This window comes from Nocardia sp. NPDC059236 (assembly GCF_042754085.1).
Classification (GTDB): Bacteria; Actinomycetota; Actinomycetes; order Mycobacteriales; family Mycobacteriaceae; genus Nocardia.
Map to the genome: position 1 here is coordinate 243,535 of NZ_JBHZAF010000004.1, position 18,178 is coordinate 261,712.

Genomic DNA, 18,178 nt, shown 5'->3' on the forward strand with positions numbered 1-18,178 from the left:
AATACATGTACTCGATGACCTCCCGGCACGCCCTGACGTGCCCGCCCGAGCGGCTGTGGGACGTGCTGCTCGACTGCGCCTCCTACCCCGAATACATGACCGGCGTCAACGAGGTGGAGATCCTCGACGACGAAGGCGAGCGCCGCACCAGCAGCTGGGTGGTCGAGCTCAAGGGGTCGGAGATGGAGTGGGAGCAGGAGGATCTCATCGCCGCCGAGCAGCGCCGCATCGAATTCCGCCAGCTCGACGGTGACCTCGCGGAATACCGGGGCTACTGGCAGGTCCACCCGGAGGAGCTGGAGCTGAGCGTGGAGTTCGACATCGGGATGCCCCTGGTGGCGGAGATGATCCACCCCGCCATCGCCAAGGCGCTCGAAGGCTACGCCGGGTCCATCGTCGCCCGTGCCGGGCAGTAGGGGAAATGCGATGAGCGACATCAAGACCGGCGATGCCAAGACCACGTTCAAGCGGGTGAAGCGGCACTTCTCCCCGTCGATGGCGCTGGCCGGCAAGTTCACCGGCCAGGGCGCGGTCGAGGCCTCCGCCAGCGGCTGCCGGGTCACCCTCTCCGACGGTCGTCAGGCCCTCGACTTCGGCTCGTACGCGGTCGCGCTGCTCGGTCACCGCAATGCCGCGGTGGTCGAGGCCGTGCGCCGGCAGCTGGAGACCATGCCCACCTCGACCCGCTCGGTGCTCAACCCGCTGCCCGGGCAGGCCGCCGAGACGATCGTCGAACACCTCGGCGGCACCCTGCCGAAGGTGTACCTCGGCGGTAGCGGCGCGGACGCGGTCGAGGCGGCGGTGAAGCTCGCCCGCCTCGCGACCGGGCGGCAGACCGTGATCGCCGTGGAGGGTTCCTACCACGGCAAGACGCTCGGGGCGCTGGCGCTGACCCACCACGAGCGGTTCAAGGGCAACCTCGGCCCGCTGCTGATCGGATCGGTGCACATCGACCCGGCCGACCCGGGCGCCGTCGCGCGCGTGGTCGCCGAAACCGAGGTCGCCGCACTGATTTTCGAGCCCGTCCAGGGCGAGAACGGCGTCACCGCGCTCGACCCGGCAATCCTGGCGCAGTGGTGCGCCGACGCGAAAGCGGCCGGCGCCTTCGTGATCGCCGACGAGATCCAGGTCGGCCTGCGTCGCTGCGGGGAACGCTCCGTCGCCCTGGCCGCCGGTCTGCCGGTGGACGCGGTCCTGCTGGGCAAGGCGCTCGGCGGCGGTGTCGTCCCGGTCTCCGCGGTGGTGTGCTCCGAGCAGCTCTACGCCCCGCTGGCCGCCGATCCGGTGCTGCACACCGCCACCTTCTCCGGACATCCGTTGTGCACCGCGGCGATCGAGCCCGCGCTCGCCACCATCGAGGCGCACGTCGAGGACGGCGTCCGCATCAGTGCCGAAATGGCCGCCGGGCTGGCGGAGATCGCCGCCGACCACGCACAGGTCGTCACCGAGGTGCGGGGCAAGGGTCTGCTGTGGGGTATCGATTTCCACTCGTCGGAGTTCGTCGGCGAGGTGCAGGTGGGTCTGGCACAGCGCGGCCTGATCGTGTCGACCTGCCTGAGCCGCCCCGAGGTGCTGCGCCTCATTCCGCCCATCGTCGCCGGCTCCGAGGACATCGCCGAGGCGCTGTTCCTGCTGCGCGGATCGATCGAACAGGCGCGCGCCGCGGTCGCGTAGCCACCAGAACGGGAAGGCAAGGACATGACATCGCTCGACATCGAGGGCGACGCAACGCAGTTCGCCGAGGACACGGTGCTCGCGGACGACATCGAGGGCTTCACCCCGCGGGTTCCGGCGGCACGGATGAAGTCGGTACTGCTCACCGGCGCGACCGGCTTTCTCGGCGTGTTCCTGCTGCGTGAACTGCTCGCGGCCGACCTCACGGTGTACTGCCTGGTCCGGGCCGACTCGGTCGAGAAGGCCCGGGAGCGGCTGCACGCCAATCTCGCGTCCTACGACCTGACCGACCAGGTCGCCATGGAGCGCATCGAGCTCGTGCCCGGCGACATCACGCTGCCGCGGCTGGGGCTGTCCGAATCGGATTACCAGGACCTCGCCGGACGGGTCGACGCGATCTTCCACACCGCGGCCAAGGTCAACTTCCTGACGCCCTACAAGTGGCTGCGCAAGTCGACCGTCACCGGAATCCACGAGGTGCTGCGCTTCGCGTGCGCGGCTTCCGTTCCACTGCACCATGTCTCGACCACCGGTGTCTTCAGCGGTCAGACCGGGGACAATGTCACTCCGCGCGGTGAGCAGCATCCGACCGGGCCGGCCGAGGGAATGCCGCTGGGGTACACCAAGAGCAAGTGGGTCGCCGAGCAGCTGATCGAGCACGCGCGCGAGCGCGGCGTGCCGGTCACGGTGCATCGGCCCACCCAGGTGTGGGGCGATTCGCGGTCGGGGGCGTGCCAGCGCAACGACTTCGTGTGGCGCTTCGTCATCGGCTCCATCCAGGCGGGTGTCTACCCGCGCCGGTTCCGGCTGAAGATGAACCTCGTCCCGGTCGACTACGTGTGCGCGGCCATCGTGGCCGTGTCGCGGCAGGACGACGCGCTCGGCGGGATCTACCACGCCATCGGCCCGGAGGCCATCGACTCGGCCACCATCCAGGGCTTCATCGCCGCCGCCGGATACGACCTGAAAGAGGTCAGCATCATCAAGTGGCTGAAGGCGATCTCGGCCGACGTCGACAACGCCATGTTCCCCCTGATCCGCACCACGATGCTGATGGAGCAGGAAGAACAGCCACCGTTCACCGACGAGACCACGCGCGGCTTCCTGCGTGGGGCAGGATCGGAGGGCGCCGACATCACCTGCCCGCCGATCGACGCGGCGTTGTTCGCCACCTACACGGACTATTTCGTCCGCCGCGGGTTCCTGCCCGCACCGTAAGACACAGAGCAGCAGGAGAGTTCGATGACCACCGTATCGTTCGCCACTTACAGCAACCATTCCGCGACGCTCACCCGCCGCGAGCGTGTGATCGTGGCCCTGGCGGCACAGGGGATGTCGAACCGGGATATCGCCGAGCGACTGTTCATCTCCATCCGGACCGTCGAGAACCACCTGCAGCGCAGTTACCACAAGCTCGGCGTGCACAGCCGGCACGAGCTCGGCGCTGCCGCCGCGCGCGTGCGCGCCGCCGTATGAATGGGGAAAGGTGATGGCAGAGAACAGTTCGACACTGAGTGAGCTCCTGCGACCGATTCGATGGCGGCTGCGCGCGGCCGTCGTGGCCCAGGGTCTCGGCGCGGCCGCCGGGGTCGTGCCGTTCATCGCGATCGCGGAGCTCGGGCGCGTGCTGGTCGGTACCGGACCGGACCGCGCCCACGACGCATGGCGGTGGGTGGTGGTCGCCGTCGTCGCGTTGCTCGTCCGGACCATCCTGCTGCTCGCCGCGGGTGGCATCACCCACTTCGCGGACAACGAACTGCAGCTGCACATCCGGCGGCGGCTGGTGCGGCGGCTGGGGGAGGTGCCACTGGCGTGGTTCTCCGACCGCAACTCCGGGGCGGTGAAGAAGGTCGTCACCGACGACGTGGAGGCCATGCACCATCTGGTGGCGCACTCCATGCTCGAGATCACCTCCGCCACCGTGGTTCCGATCACCTCGCTGGCCTACCTGATCTGGGTCGACTGGCGGATGACGCTGGTGACGGTGCTGCCGCTGGTCATCGGTTTGGGGCTGTACTCCATCACCGCGGCCGCGATCGGCAAGAGCATGCCCGAGTACGGCCGGGCGATGGCCGAGATCAACAGCCGTGCGGTCGAATTCGTGCAGGGCATCGGCGTGGTCAAGATCTTCGGGCAGACCCGCCGGGCGCACGAGCGCTACTCCCGGGCCGCCGACGCCTTCACCACGTTCTTCACCGCCTGGGTGCGCTCGACGCTGACGTCGAAGACCGTGGCCGAGGTGGTGCTGTCGCCGGTGGTCGTGCTGACCGTGGTGCTCGGCGGGGGCGCGATATTCGTGACCCGCGGCTGGCTGGCGGCGGTCGACCTGCTGCCCTTCGCGCTGCTGGGCGTCGGCCTCACCGCCCCGATCCTGTCGCTGTTCTACGCCGGCTACGAACTGAGCATGGCGAAGACCGCGGCCGAGCAGGTGCGCGCGACGCTCGACGCGGACGTCCTGCCGGTGTCCGCGAGTCCGCGCATGCCGCAGGACAATACGGTCCGGCTCGAGGGCGTGCGGTGCTCGTACGACGGTGAGGTCGAGGTGCTCGCGGGTGTCGACCTGGAGCTCGCGGAAGGCACGGTGACCGCGCTGGTCGGGCCGTCCGGCGCGGGCAAGAGCACGCTCGCGACGCTGGTGCCGCGGTTCCGGGACGTGACCGCCGGCGCGGTCACCATCGGCGGCGTGGACGTGCGGGAGATCGCGCCCCAGGAGCTGTACCGGCGAGTGGCCTTCGTGTTCCAGGACGTCAAGCTGCTCCGCGACACCGTCGCGGCGAACATCGCACTGGCCCGGCCCGAGGCGACCCGGGACGAGATCATAGCCATGGCTCGCGCGGCCGCGATCCACGAGGAGATCGAGGCGCTCCCGCGCGGCTACGACTCGGTGGCCGGCATGGACGCCCGGCTGTCGGGCGGTCAGGCGCAACGGGTTTCGATCGCGCGGGCGCTGCTCGCGAACACCCCGATCGTCGTCCTGGACGAGGCCGCCGCCTACGCCGACCCGGAGTCCGAGGCCGCCGTACAGGATGCGCTGTCCCGCTTGACGGCCGGGAAGACGGTGCTGATGATCGCCCACCGGTTGTCCACGGTGACCGGGGCCGACCAGATCGTGGTCCTCGCCGACGGCGCCATCGCCGAGCAGGGCCGGCACGACGAATTGCTGGCCGCCGGTGGGCGGTACGCCCGCCTGTGGGCGGAGTACGAACGTATCGAGGAGAGGACCGGCGCATGATCCGGAAACTGCTGACGGTCGTCGGGCCCGAGCACCGCGGCGCCCTGCGGCACATGCTCGCCGCGCTCGTGATCGGCGCTGTCCTGCAGGGCATCGCCTTCGCCCTGCTGGTACCGATCCTGAAGACCCTCTTCGGATCCGACCCGGGCTCGGTGCTGTGGCCGTGGATCTACGTGTTGCTGGTCGTACTCGTGCTGTACGCCGTCGAGTACTACGTGAGCCTGCAACTCGGCGTCCGGGTGGGCGCCGCCCTGTCGAAGAGCCTGCACACCCGGCTGGGCGACACCGTCGCCTCGCTGCCGCTGGGCTGGTTCGGCGCCGACCGGGTGGGCATGCTCGGCCAGCTGGCCACCAAGAGCGTCATGGACATCATGGGCGTGCCCGCGCACCTGTTGCGCCCGCTGGTGAACACCGTCGTCACGCCGGCGACGGTGATCGTGGCGTTGTATGTCTTCGACTGGCGTCTCGCGGTTGCCGTGACCCTGACCGTCCCCGTGATCGTCCTCGTCTACCGCTGGAGTGTGACACTCAGCGGCCGGGCCGACGCCGCCCGGGCCGCCTCGCGCGCCGAGACCGGTGGCCGCGTCGTGGAATTCGCCCAATTGCAGCCCGTACTGCGGGTTTTCGGGCGCGGAGCCGGCGACGGGCTGCTGGAGGAGGCACTGCAGACCGATCACCGCACCGCGCGACGAGTGCTGGCGACCGCCGTTCCCGGTCTGGTCGGCCTGAGCCTCGCCGTCCAGGCGACCTTCACCATCGTGATCGCGCTCGGCGCCTACCTCGTACTCGACCGCGGCCTCGCGCCCGCCACCCTGGTGGCGGTTCTGGTGCTGGCGGCCCGATTCACCGAGCCCATCACCGAATTGGCGGTGCTGGGATCCACGCTGAAGTCCGCGGGCGGTGCGCTGGATCGCGTTCTGGCCCTGCTGGACGAGCCGGTACTGCCCGAGCCGCTCACACCGGCGACCGCCGCCGGCAACGAGATCCGGTTCGAGTCGGTCGAATTCGGCTACGGCGACACCCCGGTGCTGCGGGACGTGTCCTTCGTGATTCCCGAGGGCACCACCACCGCGCTGATCGGTCCCTCCGGCTCCGGCAAGACGACGGTCAGCCGCCTGATCGGGCGCTTCTGGGACGTGAATGCCGGCCGCGTCACGCTGGGCGGTGTCGATATCCGCACCCTCGCGGGCGTCGATCTGATGGCCCGGCTCTCGGTGGTGTTCCAGGACGTCTACCTGTTCGAGGACACCATCGAGGAGAACATTCGGCTCGGCCACCCGGGCGCCACCGACGCGCAGGTCCGGGCCGCCGCCGAGGCAGCGCGGGTCACCGAGATCGTCGATCGCCTGCCCGACGGCTGGGCGACGCGGGTCGGCGAGGGCGGCGCGAGCCTGTCGGGCGGTGAGCGGCAACGGGTTTCGATCGCCCGCGCGATCCTGAAGGACGCTCCCGTCGTCCTGCTCGACGAGGCGACGGCCGCCCTCGACGCCGAGAACGAGCGGGCGGTCCACGACGCGCTCGCCACTCTCACCGCCGACCGCACCGTCCTGGTCATCGCCCACCGCCTGCACACCGTCATGCACGCGGATCAGATCCTCTTCCTGGACAACGGCGAGATCGCCGAACGCGGTACCCACGACGAACTGCTCTCCGCCGGCGGCCGCTACGCCGGCTTCTGGGCGCAGCGCGACCGTGCCCGCAACTGGTCCCTGACCTGACACGTCACCATCGTTCATCTCGCGACCGCACCGTCGCGAGGAAGGAGCATGCCCTGATGAAGACCCTGAACGCGGTCGCCATCGCCGCCTCACTCACCCTGTGCGTCGGCGGTGGCACCGCCTCCGCCGACGCGCCCGCGGTTCCGGCCCGCCCGGGAACGACCGTCAGCACCGACGTCCTACCCGGCCTCCACTACACGGCGAGTGTCGTGGACCACTCCGTGGTGCTGCGCACCGATGCCGGTCGAATCACGGTGCGCGGCAATCAGTTCGAGATCCTCGACGCCGGCGACAACCTCGCCTTCGGTATGCCGCTGACCTACCGGCTGGATCAGCAGGACTGGCCGATCGCTGCCCGGATCGACGCCGACGGCCGCACCATCACCCTCACCCCCGGTACGGATCCCGCCCAGGCGGTCCCCGCCGCTCCGCAGACCCTGAAGACGGTCTTCTCCCAGGACGACCTCAACAGCGCCATCGGCCTGGCCAGCTCGCAGATCGGCCTGGCCACCGCGATCGGCGGAATGGTCGGCGCCGCAATCGGTCTGGTCGGCGGCTGCGTGGCCGGCATGGCCGTCGGCACCGCCCTCATGCCCCCGGCCTTCCTGGCCGGTGCCCCGGGCGGCTGCATCGCCGGCGCGGCCGTCGGCGCCGGCCTCGCCACGGCCGTCGGAACCCTCGCCCTCGGTGTGCCGGTAGCGGTCGTCACCGTGATCGAGGTCTACAACATGCTCACCAACAGCCAGAACTGATACACCGGTCGGGCCTCCCGCGCTGCACCTGCGCGGGAGGCCCGACTGCTTTCGTGAATCGTGATGTCGTGTCGGCGGATTGGTGCCCGATACCGGATTGCCTCCCGCGAGACCCCTTGGTCTCGCGGGAGGCAATCCGGCTGTCTCGCGTGAGCGGCGAGTTCGGGTCAGCTACGTCGAACCAGGTAGGGAGCGACGCTGCCGAGCTTTTCGCAGGTCTCCTCGAATTCACGTTCGGGGCTCGACTGCGCGATGATGCCCGCGCCGGCTCGGAGCCAGGCGACGCCCGCGGACTGGTAGACCGCGCGCAGGACGAGGGTCGCCTCGAGGGCGCCATCGGGTGAGAGGGTCACCACCGCACCGGAATACAGGCCGCGGGTGGAGCCGTCGATGCGGAAGATGGCATCGACACAGGGGCGCTTCGGGATGCCGGAGGCGGTGACCGACGGGAAGAGGACCTCGAGGGCGTCCCAGGGGGTGTGGTGGGAGGCGAGCCGGCCCTGGACGGTCGAGGCGAGGTGCTGGACGCTGCCGCGTTCGCGCACCGACATGAAGTCGGTGACCGCCAGGGTGCCCGGGTCGGCGACCCTGGCGACCTCGGCGCAGGAGGCACGCACCGAGACCGCGTGTTCGACAATCTCTTTCGGGTCGCTCTGCAGGTCGTCGCGAGCGGCGCGGTCGGCCGAGAGGCCCCGGCCGAAGGCGCGGGTCCCGGCGAGCGGTTCGGTGGTCACGGTGCCGTCGGTATCCACGGACAGCACCAGCTCGGGGCTGAAGCCCGCCGCCTCGAGGTCGCCGAGTTGCAGGAGGAACGATCGTGCCGGGGTGTTGTGCGCACGTCCGAGGCGGTACGTCTCCGCGATGTCGATCCGGAAGGGCAGATCGACCCGGCGCGAGAGAATGACCTTGTCGTAGTAGCCCGATCGGATCTCCTTGATCGCGGTCGCGACCCGGCGGCGATAGCCGGTCGGGTCGGCCGCGACATCCACCGCCGCGGCCTCCGGCAGGGGATCGACCGGCGCGGCGAGGATCTCGTCGATGTGATCGGCCTCCCCGGCGCCGGCGCCCCAGACCGTGACCGCCGACGCGGTGATGGTGACCTCGACGCGCGGAATGATCAGGTGCGCCAGCGTGATTCCGGGAGCGAGGTGATGCCGCGCGTCGAGGGCATGGGCACAGAACTCGAATCCGATCCAGCCATAGGCGGAGCTGGTGGCGGCGGTGGGATCATCGAGGCGGACGCGGTCGAGCGCCTGCTCGAGGGCGGTCACCGGGCGGCCTGTCCAGGACTCTTCGCTGGTGGTCCCGCGCGCGGTGATCCGCACCCGGTCGGTGTTCAGCTCGATCGTTGCCAGGGGGTCCGCGGCGAAAACCCAAGCGCCGGGGCGCTCGTAGACGACGTAGTCGCCGAAGAGTCCCGATCTCGCCAGCCGGCTGACAGCGGCCACCGGGTCGGCGACAGTGTCGGTGGCGGCAAACTCTGTTGTGGTCACGTGCCTTCTCCGTCGTTCTCTACTGTCCCCGCCGATTCGTGGCGGGTCACTGGTACATCAGGGCTTTGTCCCAGGATTCGTCCGGCCCGAACAGGTAGCGGGCCTTGAGGATGTCGCGCTCCGCGGTCAGTGCGTCGGCCGGGACGAGCGTGCCCGGCCGCAGCGGTGTGATCCGGTGCGGGATGCCGAGGGTCGCATCGATCGCGGCGCCCAATTCGCGTGCGGCGCAGTCGCGGACGTCGTCGGCCGCCTCGAATTCCAGCAGCAGCGCGTCCGGTGTCGCCCGGGCGCGCCAGAACATCACCTCGAATTCGCGGGGCAGGGCGAAGACCAGCTCCTCCAGCTGGTTCTGCGTCACCGTCCGACCGGCCACCGGGTAACCGAAGCCCGCGCGCCCCAGGACGCGCACGGTCGGCAGCACCAGCCCGCAGGTACAGGGGTCGTAGCTCACCTCCACGTCGTCGGCGAGGTTGTAGCGGAGCAGCGGCATGGCCTCGCGATAGAGCGGCGTCACGACCAGCTGGCCGCGGCCCGCGGCCGAAATCCGGCCCGTATCGGGGGAGTACACCTCGAAGATCGCCCGGTCGGCCCAGAGATGCAGGCGGCCGTCCTGGCATTCACCGGCGACGGTGCCGGTCTCGGTCGAGCCGTACTCCTCGACGATCTTCACCCCGCCCCAGATCTCGCTCAGCCGGCGCTTGCGCGCGGCGGTCATCGGCTCGGCGGCGACGAACATGGCACGCAGGGCAGGGAAGTCGGTGTCCGGGCGCAGGCCGGCCGCCCGGGCCGCCGCAGCGATCATCACGGCCTCGGTGGGGTTGCACCACGTCAGGGTGACGTCCAGGGCGGCGAGCAGCCGCACGATCCGCGCCAGCGGCAGCGCCAGCGAGCGCGCGTCCCCGGGGACGACCGTCGCGCCGCGCAGCCGGCCGGCGGCCTGCGCGAGGTGCCCGGTGATCACGAGCGCGTACGGCGTCCGGACCAGAAAGGTGTCCTCCGGGGTGATTCCCACCCATTTGCGGGCGTATCGCTCGGCGAGATCGATCCAGTCCTCGTCGGTGTAGTAGGACGCGGTGGGATGGCCCGAGGTGCCGCTGGATTCGTGATAGGTGGCCAGCTCCCGGCGGTCCACCGCGAGGAGCCCGAACGGATAGCAGTCCCGCAGATCCTGCTTGGTGGTCAGGGCGAGGGATTCGAAGTCCGCGGCCTCGACCGGCGCGCCACCGCCCGCGTATCGGTTGCCGTAGAACGGGGATCGAACTGCGCGTTCGAACAGCCGGGGCAGACTGGCGCGCTGTAGCTCCGCGAGTTCTTCGAAGCTCGACCAGTCGCCCGGCTCCGGGCGGCGGGTTGGCGCGGGCACGGCCGACACGTGTGTCATGAATACTCCTTCAGCGGAACGTATTCATGACTATCCCGGGCTCGGCGGGCCTTGCCAGAGGCAAGGCTACTCAAACTTCGGCCGGGGCTACTCAAATTTGCGAGAAGTTGTCCATCGCAAGCAAATTGAGTACCGACTACTCATGAGATCGGGGCCGCGAAATGGTCGTATAGTCGCCATGCGGACCCAAGACCTGTATCTGGCGGGCATCGGAAGCGAAGTGCCGGAACTGATTCCGACGTCGTCGGCGGTCGCGGCGGGCTGGTACGACGAGTCGGCGCTGGCGGCCTCCGGCCTCGAGTCGATCGCGGTCAGCGCGAGCACTCCGGCGCCCGAACTCGCCATCGCGGCAGCCCGGAAGGCGCTCTCGGCCAGTGGGCACGAGCCCGCCGACGTCGGTGCGCTGATGCACACCTACACCCACCACCAGGGTCCCGACGGCTGGTCGGCGGCGCACTACGTCCTGAACAACACCGTCGATCGCCCCGTCCCGGCCCTGGAGATCAAGCAGGGCTGCCTCGGCATGCTCGCCGGCCTGGAGGCCGCCGCGAATCGCCTGGTGGCCAACCCCTCTCACGACGCCGTGCTGATCACCACCGGCGACAACTTCTCCACGCCGCTGGTCGACCGCTGGCGGGCCTCGAAGCTGTTCGTGCTGGCGGACGCCGGCTCGGCCGCGGTGGTCTCGCGCCGCGGTGGTTTCGCGAAGGTGCTCGCGGTCGGCTCGCTCTCGGACTCCTCGATGGAGGTGCTGCACCGCGCCGGTGAGGAGCTCTTCCCGCCCGGCGTCACCCGCGGTGTCGGCTTGAACTTCGACGACCGTGCCCTGAAGGTGCGCGAGCAGTGGGCCGCGGGCCAGGCCCCGCCTATCCGCAACTTCGGGCTGCGGGTCGCCGAGATCGCCCAGCGCACGCTGGACGAGGCCGGGATCGGAATGGACAAGATCACGAAGGTCTGCCATCTCGGCTTCGCCCGCGACTCGCTCGAGGCGATGTTCCTGCTGCCGCTGGAAATCGATGAGCAGCAGGAGGTCTGGGACTTCGTCCGGACCATCGGCCACACCGGTACCGCCGACCTGTTCCTGGGGCTCGAGCACGTGTGGCGGACCGGCCAGGTCGGACCCGGCGACCATGTGCTCATGATCGCGACGGCGGTCGGCATGGAAGCCGGCGCGGCGGTCGTCGAGATCCTGACTCCGGCGCCGGCCGCGTAGGGGACCGTGATGCTGACCGGATGCACCTCGTGGCCGGCGGACACCGCCGAGCGATACCGACGACTGGGAATCTGGCGCGGTGAGCCGCTCGACGCGCTGATGACGCACGCCGCCCATCGCGAAACCGACGCTGTCGCAATGGTATACGGCGATCGCCGATACACTTACGGCGAACTGGAGGAGTGGATCTTCCGGCTGGCGTCCGGTTTCGCCCGGCAGGGCGTGGCCGCCGGCGACCGGGTGCTCGTGCAACTCCCGAATGTGCCGGAGTTCGTGGCGATCGTCTTCGCGCTGATGAAAATGGGCGCCAAGCCGGTCTTCTCGCTGATCGCCCACCGGCATACGGAGATCACCCACCTCGTGCGGCTGTCCGGCGCGACCCACTACGTGTTCCCGGATGTGCACCGCACCTTCGACCATCGTGAGCTCGCCCTCCGCATCCGGAGCGAGAACCCCTCGCTGCGAGGGCTCTTCGTGGCCGGAGAGGCCGTCGACGGTCTGGTGGCGGTGGACGCGCTCGGCGTCGACGAGAACTGGACGCCGCCGCCGGCCGACCCCTCGGACATCGCCTTCTTCCTGCTCTCCGGAGGCACCACGGCCCTGCCGAAACTGGTGCCACGGACCCACGACGATTACGCGTACCAGCTGGCGCAGACGACCGCGCTGTGTGGAATCACCAGCCACGACACGTATCTGGCGGCGCTGCCCATCGAGTTCAATTTCGCCTGGGGGTGCCCCGGCGTCGTCGGCACGCTGGCGACGGGCGGCACCGTGGTCCTGTCGGACACCCCGAATCCCATGGCCTGCATGCCGCTCGTCGAGCGCGAAGGGGTGACCTTCACCTCGCTGGTGCCGTCCGTGCTGGCGCTGTGGATCGAGGTCGCCGAGTGGACGACCGCGAATCTGAGCAGCCTGCGCCTGGTGCAGGTCGGCGGCGCGAAGCTGTCCCGGGAACTGGCCGCGCGGGTGATGCCCGCACTGGACTGCGATCTGCAGCAGGTGTTCGGCATGGCGGAGGGCCTGCTGTGCTTCACGCGCGCCGACGACCCGCTCGAGGTGAAGCTGACCACGCAGGGGCGACCGGTTTCCTACGCGGACGAGATCCGGATCGTCGACGGAGTCGAGCCGGTACCGCTGGGTAGCGTCGGTGAGCTGATCACGCGCGGCCCGTACACGATTCGCGGCTACTACTCCGCGCCCGAGCACAACGAACGAGCGTTCACCACGGACGGTTTCTACCGCACCGGCGATCTCGCCCGGCTGACACCGCGTGGTGATCTGGTGATCGAGGGCCGGATCAAGGACGTGGTCATCCGAGGCGGCGACAAGATCAACGCCGGCGAGGTCGAGGAGCATCTGCTCACGCACGCGGCGGTCGCGGCGGCCGCCGTCGTCGGCCTGCCCGACGAGCTGTTCGGCGAACGCATCTGCGCGTTCATCGTGCCGTCCGGGCCCGCGCCGACGACCGCGGAGCTGCGGCAGGCGATGCACGCGCGCGGGGTCGCCGACTACAAGCTGCCCGACGAAGTGCGGGTGGTCGGGGAACTGCCGCTGACCCCGCTGGGCAAGGTCGACAAGAAGGCGCTGGCGCGCACAGTGGAAGGAGTGCCGTCATGACGAACGGTGCGGTTCAAGGTGTTTCGGCGATCCCCGGCGAGAGCGAACTTCGCGCGCTGCTGGCCGTCCCCCTGGAGTTGGCGGACCCCGCCGAACTCGACGCGGACGCGAATCTCGTGCTGCTGGGGCTGAGTTCACTCGAGATCATGCGAATGGTGGGGCGCTGGAACAAGGCCGGCATTCCCGCGGACTTCGAGGCGCTGATCGACGTCCCGACGCTGCGGGCCTGGGTGACGTACTTTACCGGGCTGGAGACGAGCCGATGAGCGAGCGCGCGGTCCTGATCGAAGGCGGCTGCGTCTACCCGGCCGACTCCGGCGACACCGTCATCCCGCGGGGCTCGGTCCTCGTGGTGGGGGAGCGGATCACCGCCGTCGGCTCCGTCGAGGGAGTCCGCGGCGCTGTCGCCACCCTCGACGCGGCTGTCCGTGACGCGCTGGAAGTCGTCGACGCCGGCGCGATGATGGTGCTGCCCGGCCTGGTCAACGGGCACTGGCACGACATGTTCGCGATGGGATTCCCGCTGCGCGGCGCCCTGCGCCCCGCCGCCGATCGAGCCGATGAGGTCGGCTTCTTCGGCGGTGGCGGTGACATGCACACCATCTCGCGCACCTTCGACTCCTTCGACGGACTCATCGCCGGGCTGACACCCGACGAGGCCTACGCCATCGCCCAGTACTCCATGTGGACGCAGCTGCGCGGCGGCGTCACCACGATCGGCGACGTCGGTTCGCTCAATCGACCGCACGACATGGTCAGGGCCGCACGGGATCTCGGCATCCGCTTCAGCGCGACCACCTGGGCGGGCGACGCCGTCTGCCCGCCCGGCGGCGACCGGTACGAGCGCACGCGGGACACCGAGACGGTGCTGTCCGCGGTCGAAGACCTGCTGCGGCAGTGCGACTCCGATACGACGGGCCGCATCAGATGCCGCCCGAGCATCGCGTACGTGACCAATATGACCGACGAGCTCGGCTTCGGCTTCGCCGATCTCGTCAAGGGTCACAACGTGGGCTTCGCAACCCACGTCGGTGCGGTACGCAACGAGCCCGAGGTGCTCCGCACGTTCTACGGTACGACCGGTGTGCGGCGGCTGCACGACCTCGGCCTGCTGACCGACAAGCTGATGGCGGCGCACTGCGCCTTCGTCGACGAGGAAGAGCAGCGCCTGCTGCTCGAGGCGGGCGTCCATATCAGTCACTCGCCCGGAAAGTACGGTCCCGCAGGCGAATCCACGATCACCGAGACGGGTGTGGTGCCCGCGCTGCGGCGCGCGGGTCTGGACGTCTCACTGTCCACCGACGGAGCCTCGCTTCCGAACGCCGGCATGGCCGAGACGATGCGCGCGGCCTGGCTCACCTACAACGAGATGGCCGCGAGCCAGATCGAGGTACTGCCCACGGACGCGCTGGCCATGGCGACCCGCATTGCCGCGAAGGGCCTGCAGTGGTCCGGTGAGATCGGCAGTCTGGAGCCGGGCAAACAGGCGGACCTGGTGCTCGTGCGCGCGGACGACTGGCGCTATCTGCTCAATCCCCGGCCGTTGGAAAGCTTCCTGTGGCTCGGTGGTTCTGCCGACGTGGACACGGTGATGGTTGCCGGGCGGACCTTGATCGCGGGCGGGGAGCCGGTCGGCATCTCCTTCGCCGAGCTGCGCGACCGCTACCTCGACGCGCTGGGCTCCTTCACCACGCGTTGCCTGCGCGTCCCCGGCGACGTGGTCGACGGCATCCTGAGCGGGGTCGCGCGATGAAGGTAGCGCTGGTGACGGGAGCGGCCGGCGGAATCGGCGCGGCGATCGTCCGCGAACTGGCCTTCGCCGGAATCGCGGTCGCCATGGTCGACCGGGATCGAGACGCGTTGGAACGGGTGGCATCCGGGCCGGGACTCGCGGATTGCCGGACGCTGTCGCTGGTCGCGGACGTCAGCTGTGCCGAGCAGGCCGAGGGCGCGGTGCTCCAGGCCTGCACTGCGCTCGGAGGTATCGACTATCTCGTCAATGCGGCCGGGGTCCTCCAGTCCGGCTGGATTGCCGACATGTCCGACGAGGACTGGCACTACACCATGGCGGTGAACGTCGGCGGTGTCTTTCATATGAGCCGCGCCGTCGCGCGGCAGATGGTGGGCCGGTCGAGTGGCGCGATCGTCACCGTGTCGTCCAACGCCGGATCGACCCCACGCATGGGCATGGCCGCCTATGCGGCCTCGAAAGCCGCCGCGACCATGTTCACCCGCTGTCTCGGGCTGGAGCTCGCGAAGCACGGGATCCGCTGCAACGTAGTGGCTCCCGGATCCACCGACACCCCGATGCTGACCGCGTTGTGGAACCACGAGCAGGCTTCACGGGTTGCGGTGGACGGCGTCCCGGAGGCCTTCCGAATCGGGATTCCCCTGGGCCGCATCGCACAGCCCGATGACATCGCCGCGGCCGTCCGCTTCCTGCTGTCCGACGCCGCCGCCCACATCACCCTGCAGGAGCTCGTCGTCGACGGCGGCGCGACCCTGGGTGTCTGACCGAAGAGGACTGTCTCCGTGGCGATTTCGCCTATTGCCCCCTATCCCATGCCGACCGAGTCGGAGCTGCCAGGCAACCTCGTCGACTGGGCGATCGAGCCGCACCGGGCCGTCCTGCTCGTCCACGACATGCAGCACTACTTCCTGCAGCCGTTCGCGGACGGCTGCGAGCCGCGGAGCGCACTCATGCGAAACGCGCGACGGCTGCGGGAACACTGTGAGCAGCTGGACATTCCGATCATCTATACGGCGCAACCGGGCAGCATGACCCCTGAGCAGCGGGGTCTGCTGCTGGACTTCTGGGGTCCGGGCATGTCCGCACGGCCCGAGGATCGAGGCATTCCAGCGGAGATCGCCCCCGCTCTCGGCGATCCCGTCCTCACTAAGTGGCGGGCCAGCGCGTTCCACAGCACGAATCTGCTCGAGCGGATGCACTACCTGGAACGCGACCAACTGTTGATCTGCGGTGTCTACGCCCACGTCGGCGTGCTGCTGACCGCCGCCGACGCCTTCGCCAACAACGTGCAGGCCTTCGTGATCGCCGACGCGGTCGCCGACTTCACGCCCGAACACCACAGGATGGCGACGGAATACGTGGCCACCCGCTGTGGCCGCGTGGTGCTGACCTCGCAGGTGGCCGCGGAACTCGCAGCGTACGAGACGAGAGTGCCTTGACCGCTCGGAACCAGCAGCGGATCGCCGAGTTGGGCTGCGGCGGAAAGCCTTTCGCGCTGCTGTATCGCCCGGAGACCGGACCCGGGAATCGTATCGAGGTGCTGCTGGGCGATATGCACGAGGTAGCGGGCACCGCTCAGCTGCCCGATGCCGACACTGGCAGCGCGGACTGCCACCAGCTGCTGGCGCTGTTGCCGTATCGAGTGGTCGGCGAACGTGGCTTCGCTCACCCGCCGGACGCGGAGCCGGTGTCGTACCTGAAGGTCACCGAGAGTTTCGAGCTCGAGCCGGACGCGTTCCGGAGGGGTCTCGCCGATCACCGGATCGATGTGGGCGAGGGCGAATTCGACATCAGCGACGACGAATATGCCGCCCTGGTCGCACGCGTCGTCGCCGAGGAGATCGGCCACGGCGCGGGAGCCAACTTCGTGCTGCGGCGAACCTGGCGGGCCGAGGTCGACAACTGGGACGTGGCGTCCGGATTGGCATTGTTCGCGCGCCTGCTCACCGGCGAGCGCAGTGCGTATTGGACGTTCCTCGTCTACACCGGCGAGCGGATGCTCATCGGCGCCAGCCCGGAACGCCATGTCAGCCTCGATCGCGGCGCCGTCGCCATGACACCCATCAGCGGCACGTACCGCTATCCGGCCGGCGGGCCGACCCCCGCGGGCGTCCTGGATTTCCTTGCCGACGGCAAGGAGGCCAATGAGCTGTACATGGTCCTCGACGAAGAGTTGAAGATGATGTGCCGAATCTGCGACGAGCCCTACGTGGAGGGCCCGGAGCTGCAGGAGATGGCTCACCTCGCCCACACCCGCTACCTCATCACCGGGCGCAGCGATCGAGACTATCGAGAGGTGCTGCGGGAGACCCTGCTCGCGCCCACGGTCACCGGCAGCCCGCTGGAGAACGCGTGCCGGGTGATCGCGCGCTTCGAACCGGACGGCCGCGGCTATTACGCCGGGGTGGTGGCACTTGTCGGCCGCGACGACAGCGGCACGCGGCGAATGGATTCGGCGATTCTGATCCGGACCGCCGACATCGACTCCGCGGGAGCCATGCGAATCGGCGTGGGCGCCACGATCGTTCGTGATTCGGATCCCGCGGCGGAGGCGCTGGAGACGCGGGCCAAAGCCGCGGGGTTGCTGAACGCCCTGCGCCGCGACACCGCGCCTCCGGCGTATGCGGGCATCGGTGACCATGTCGCCGTTCGTGAGGCATTGCGTGCGCGAAACAGCCCGCTCGCACCGCTGTGGCTGGATCCGTTGCCACCCGCACCCGAGTATGGCGGTCGCACCGCGGTGATCATCGATGGCGAGGATGCCTTCACCGCGATGGGCGCGCGGATGCTGCGCGCGCTCGGATTCACCATCACCGTGCGCAGATTCGATGCGCCGCTCGATGTTTCGCGATTCGACCTGGCCGTCGTCGGCCCCGGGCCCGGAGATCCTCGCGACGTGCGGGATCCGAAGATCGCGAGGCTGCGCGAGCTCACCGAGGAACTGCTCGCCGCCCGGAGACCGTTCTTCTCGGTGTGCCTGGGCCATCAGGTGCTGAGTACGGTGCTGGGGCTGCCGATTCGGCGCAGAGCGGTGTCGAATCAAGGTGTCCTGAGGGTGATCGACCTGTTCGGCGTCGCCGAGCCGGTGTACTTCTACAACGCCTTCGAAGCGCACAGCGACAGTGCGGTTTTCGAGGCTCGAGGTAACGGCGGCCGCGTGCTGGTGGCGCGCGACCCGCACACCGGCGAGGTGCACGGGCTGCGTGGCGACGGTTTCGCCTCGCTGCAGTTCCATCCGGCGTCGGTGATGTCCCGCAACGGGAGCCGGATCGTGTCGAGGCTGGTGTCCGAACTGTTAACGACTGCTGAACTGTCCGCCTAGGGCGTTGCTTAGTTGGGTGAGTGCTC

At 69.3% G+C, this 18,178-nt stretch carries 16 protein-coding genes; 14 read left to right on the forward strand and 2 right to left on the reverse strand.

The genetic code is table 11. From position 1 onward, the window contains the following. Window positions 1–5 precede the first annotated feature (5 nt). Genes ACFXIV_RS13280 through ACFXIV_RS13310 form a run of 7 tightly spaced genes read left to right on the forward strand, consistent with a single transcriptional unit; the run spans window position 6 to window position 7,376 of the window. A complete protein-coding gene (locus ACFXIV_RS13280; protein WP_379404533.1) occupies window positions 6–416 on the forward strand; it encodes a type II toxin-antitoxin system RatA family toxin in 411 nt (136 codons plus the stop codon). A 10-nt stretch (window positions 417–426) separates the two neighbouring features. After that, a complete protein-coding gene (locus ACFXIV_RS13285) occupies window positions 427–1,674 on the forward strand; it encodes an aspartate aminotransferase family protein (RefSeq protein ID WP_379404535.1) in 1,248 nt (415 codons plus the stop codon). Window positions 1,675–1,698: 24 nt separating this feature from the next. Then, a complete protein-coding gene (locus ACFXIV_RS13290) occupies window positions 1,699–2,892 on the forward strand; it encodes a thioester reductase domain-containing protein (protein WP_379404537.1) in 1,194 nt (397 codons plus the stop codon). A gap of 24 nt (window positions 2,893–2,916) precedes the next feature. Further along, on the forward strand, window positions 2,917–3,150 hold the full coding sequence (locus ACFXIV_RS13295; RefSeq protein WP_354835720.1) for a LuxR C-terminal-related transcriptional regulator: 234 nt from the start codon (window positions 2,917–2,919) through the stop codon (window positions 3,148–3,150). 13 nt (window positions 3,151–3,163) lie between these two features. Continuing rightward, complete coding sequence (locus tag ACFXIV_RS13300; RefSeq protein WP_379404539.1) at window positions 3,164–4,906, forward strand: ABC transporter ATP-binding protein; 1,743 nt, start codon at window positions 3,164–3,166, stop codon at window positions 4,904–4,906. After that, complete coding sequence (locus ACFXIV_RS13305) at window positions 4,903–6,624, forward strand: ABC transporter ATP-binding protein (RefSeq protein WP_379404541.1); 1,722 nt, start codon at window positions 4,903–4,905, stop codon at window positions 6,622–6,624. The genes ACFXIV_RS13300 and ACFXIV_RS13305 overlap by 4 nt, the downstream gene beginning before the upstream one ends. Window positions 6,625–6,680: 56 nt before the next feature. Beyond that, a complete protein-coding gene (locus ACFXIV_RS13310) occupies window positions 6,681–7,376 on the forward strand; it encodes a hypothetical protein (RefSeq protein WP_379404542.1) in 696 nt (231 codons plus the stop codon). 167 nt (window positions 7,377–7,543) lie between these two features. On the opposite strand, the gene ACFXIV_RS13315 is transcribed toward ACFXIV_RS13310, so the two are convergent. Both ACFXIV_RS13315 and ACFXIV_RS13320 read right to left on the reverse strand, forming a co-directional pair. After that, a complete protein-coding gene (locus ACFXIV_RS13315; RefSeq protein WP_379399448.1) occupies window positions 7,544–8,869 on the reverse strand; it encodes a salicylate synthase in 1,326 nt (441 codons plus the stop codon). Between the two features lie 46 nt (window positions 8,870–8,915). Further along, window positions 8,916–10,250 (reverse strand): phenylacetate--CoA ligase family protein, encoded by a 1,335-nt coding sequence (locus tag ACFXIV_RS13320; RefSeq protein WP_379399447.1) that lies wholly within the window; start codon window positions 10,248–10,250, stop codon window positions 8,916–8,918. Window positions 10,251–10,428: 178 nt separating this feature from the next. Between ACFXIV_RS13320 and ACFXIV_RS13325 the strand changes: the two genes are divergently transcribed. The 7 genes from ACFXIV_RS13325 to ACFXIV_RS13355 are packed head-to-tail and all read left to right on the forward strand — an operon-like array spanning window position 10,429 to window position 18,152. Beyond that, the gene (locus tag ACFXIV_RS13325; RefSeq protein WP_379399446.1) at window positions 10,429–11,463 is read left to right on the forward strand and encodes a ketoacyl-ACP synthase III family protein; all 1,035 of its coding nucleotides are present in this window, start codon (window positions 10,429–10,431) and stop codon (window positions 11,461–11,463) included. A 9-nt stretch (window positions 11,464–11,472) separates the two neighbouring features. Continuing rightward, window positions 11,473–13,080 (forward strand): (2,3-dihydroxybenzoyl)adenylate synthase, encoded by a 1,608-nt coding sequence (locus tag ACFXIV_RS13330; RefSeq protein ID WP_379399445.1) that lies wholly within the window; start codon window positions 11,473–11,475, stop codon window positions 13,078–13,080. Beyond that, window positions 13,077–13,346: a phosphopantetheine-binding protein gene (locus tag ACFXIV_RS13335; RefSeq protein WP_379399444.1), complete on the forward strand. Its 270-nt coding sequence runs from the start codon at window positions 13,077–13,079 to the stop codon at window positions 13,344–13,346. The genes ACFXIV_RS13330 and ACFXIV_RS13335 overlap by 4 nt, the downstream gene beginning before the upstream one ends. After that, window positions 13,343–14,833, forward strand: coding sequence for an amidohydrolase family protein (locus ACFXIV_RS13340; protein ID WP_379399443.1), 1,491 nt, complete (start codon window positions 13,343–13,345; stop codon window positions 14,831–14,833). The genes ACFXIV_RS13335 and ACFXIV_RS13340 overlap by 4 nt, the downstream gene beginning before the upstream one ends. Beyond that, window positions 14,830–15,594 (forward strand): 2,3-dihydro-2,3-dihydroxybenzoate dehydrogenase, encoded by a 765-nt coding sequence (locus ACFXIV_RS13345; RefSeq protein ID WP_379399442.1) that lies wholly within the window; start codon window positions 14,830–14,832, stop codon window positions 15,592–15,594. The genes ACFXIV_RS13340 and ACFXIV_RS13345 overlap by 4 nt, the downstream gene beginning before the upstream one ends. A 48-nt stretch (window positions 15,595–15,642) precedes the next feature. After that, a complete protein-coding gene (locus ACFXIV_RS13350) occupies window positions 15,643–16,269 on the forward strand; it encodes an isochorismatase family protein (RefSeq protein ID WP_379399453.1) in 627 nt (208 codons plus the stop codon). Further along, window positions 16,266–18,152 carry an anthranilate synthase family protein gene (locus tag ACFXIV_RS13355; protein WP_379399441.1) on the forward strand — a complete coding sequence of 629 codons (1,887 nt, stop codon included), beginning with the start codon at window positions 16,266–16,268 and terminating at the stop codon, window positions 18,150–18,152. Before ACFXIV_RS13350 ends, ACFXIV_RS13355 begins: the two co-directional genes overlap by 4 nt. The last annotated feature ends 26 nt before the right edge of the window (window positions 18,153–18,178 follow it).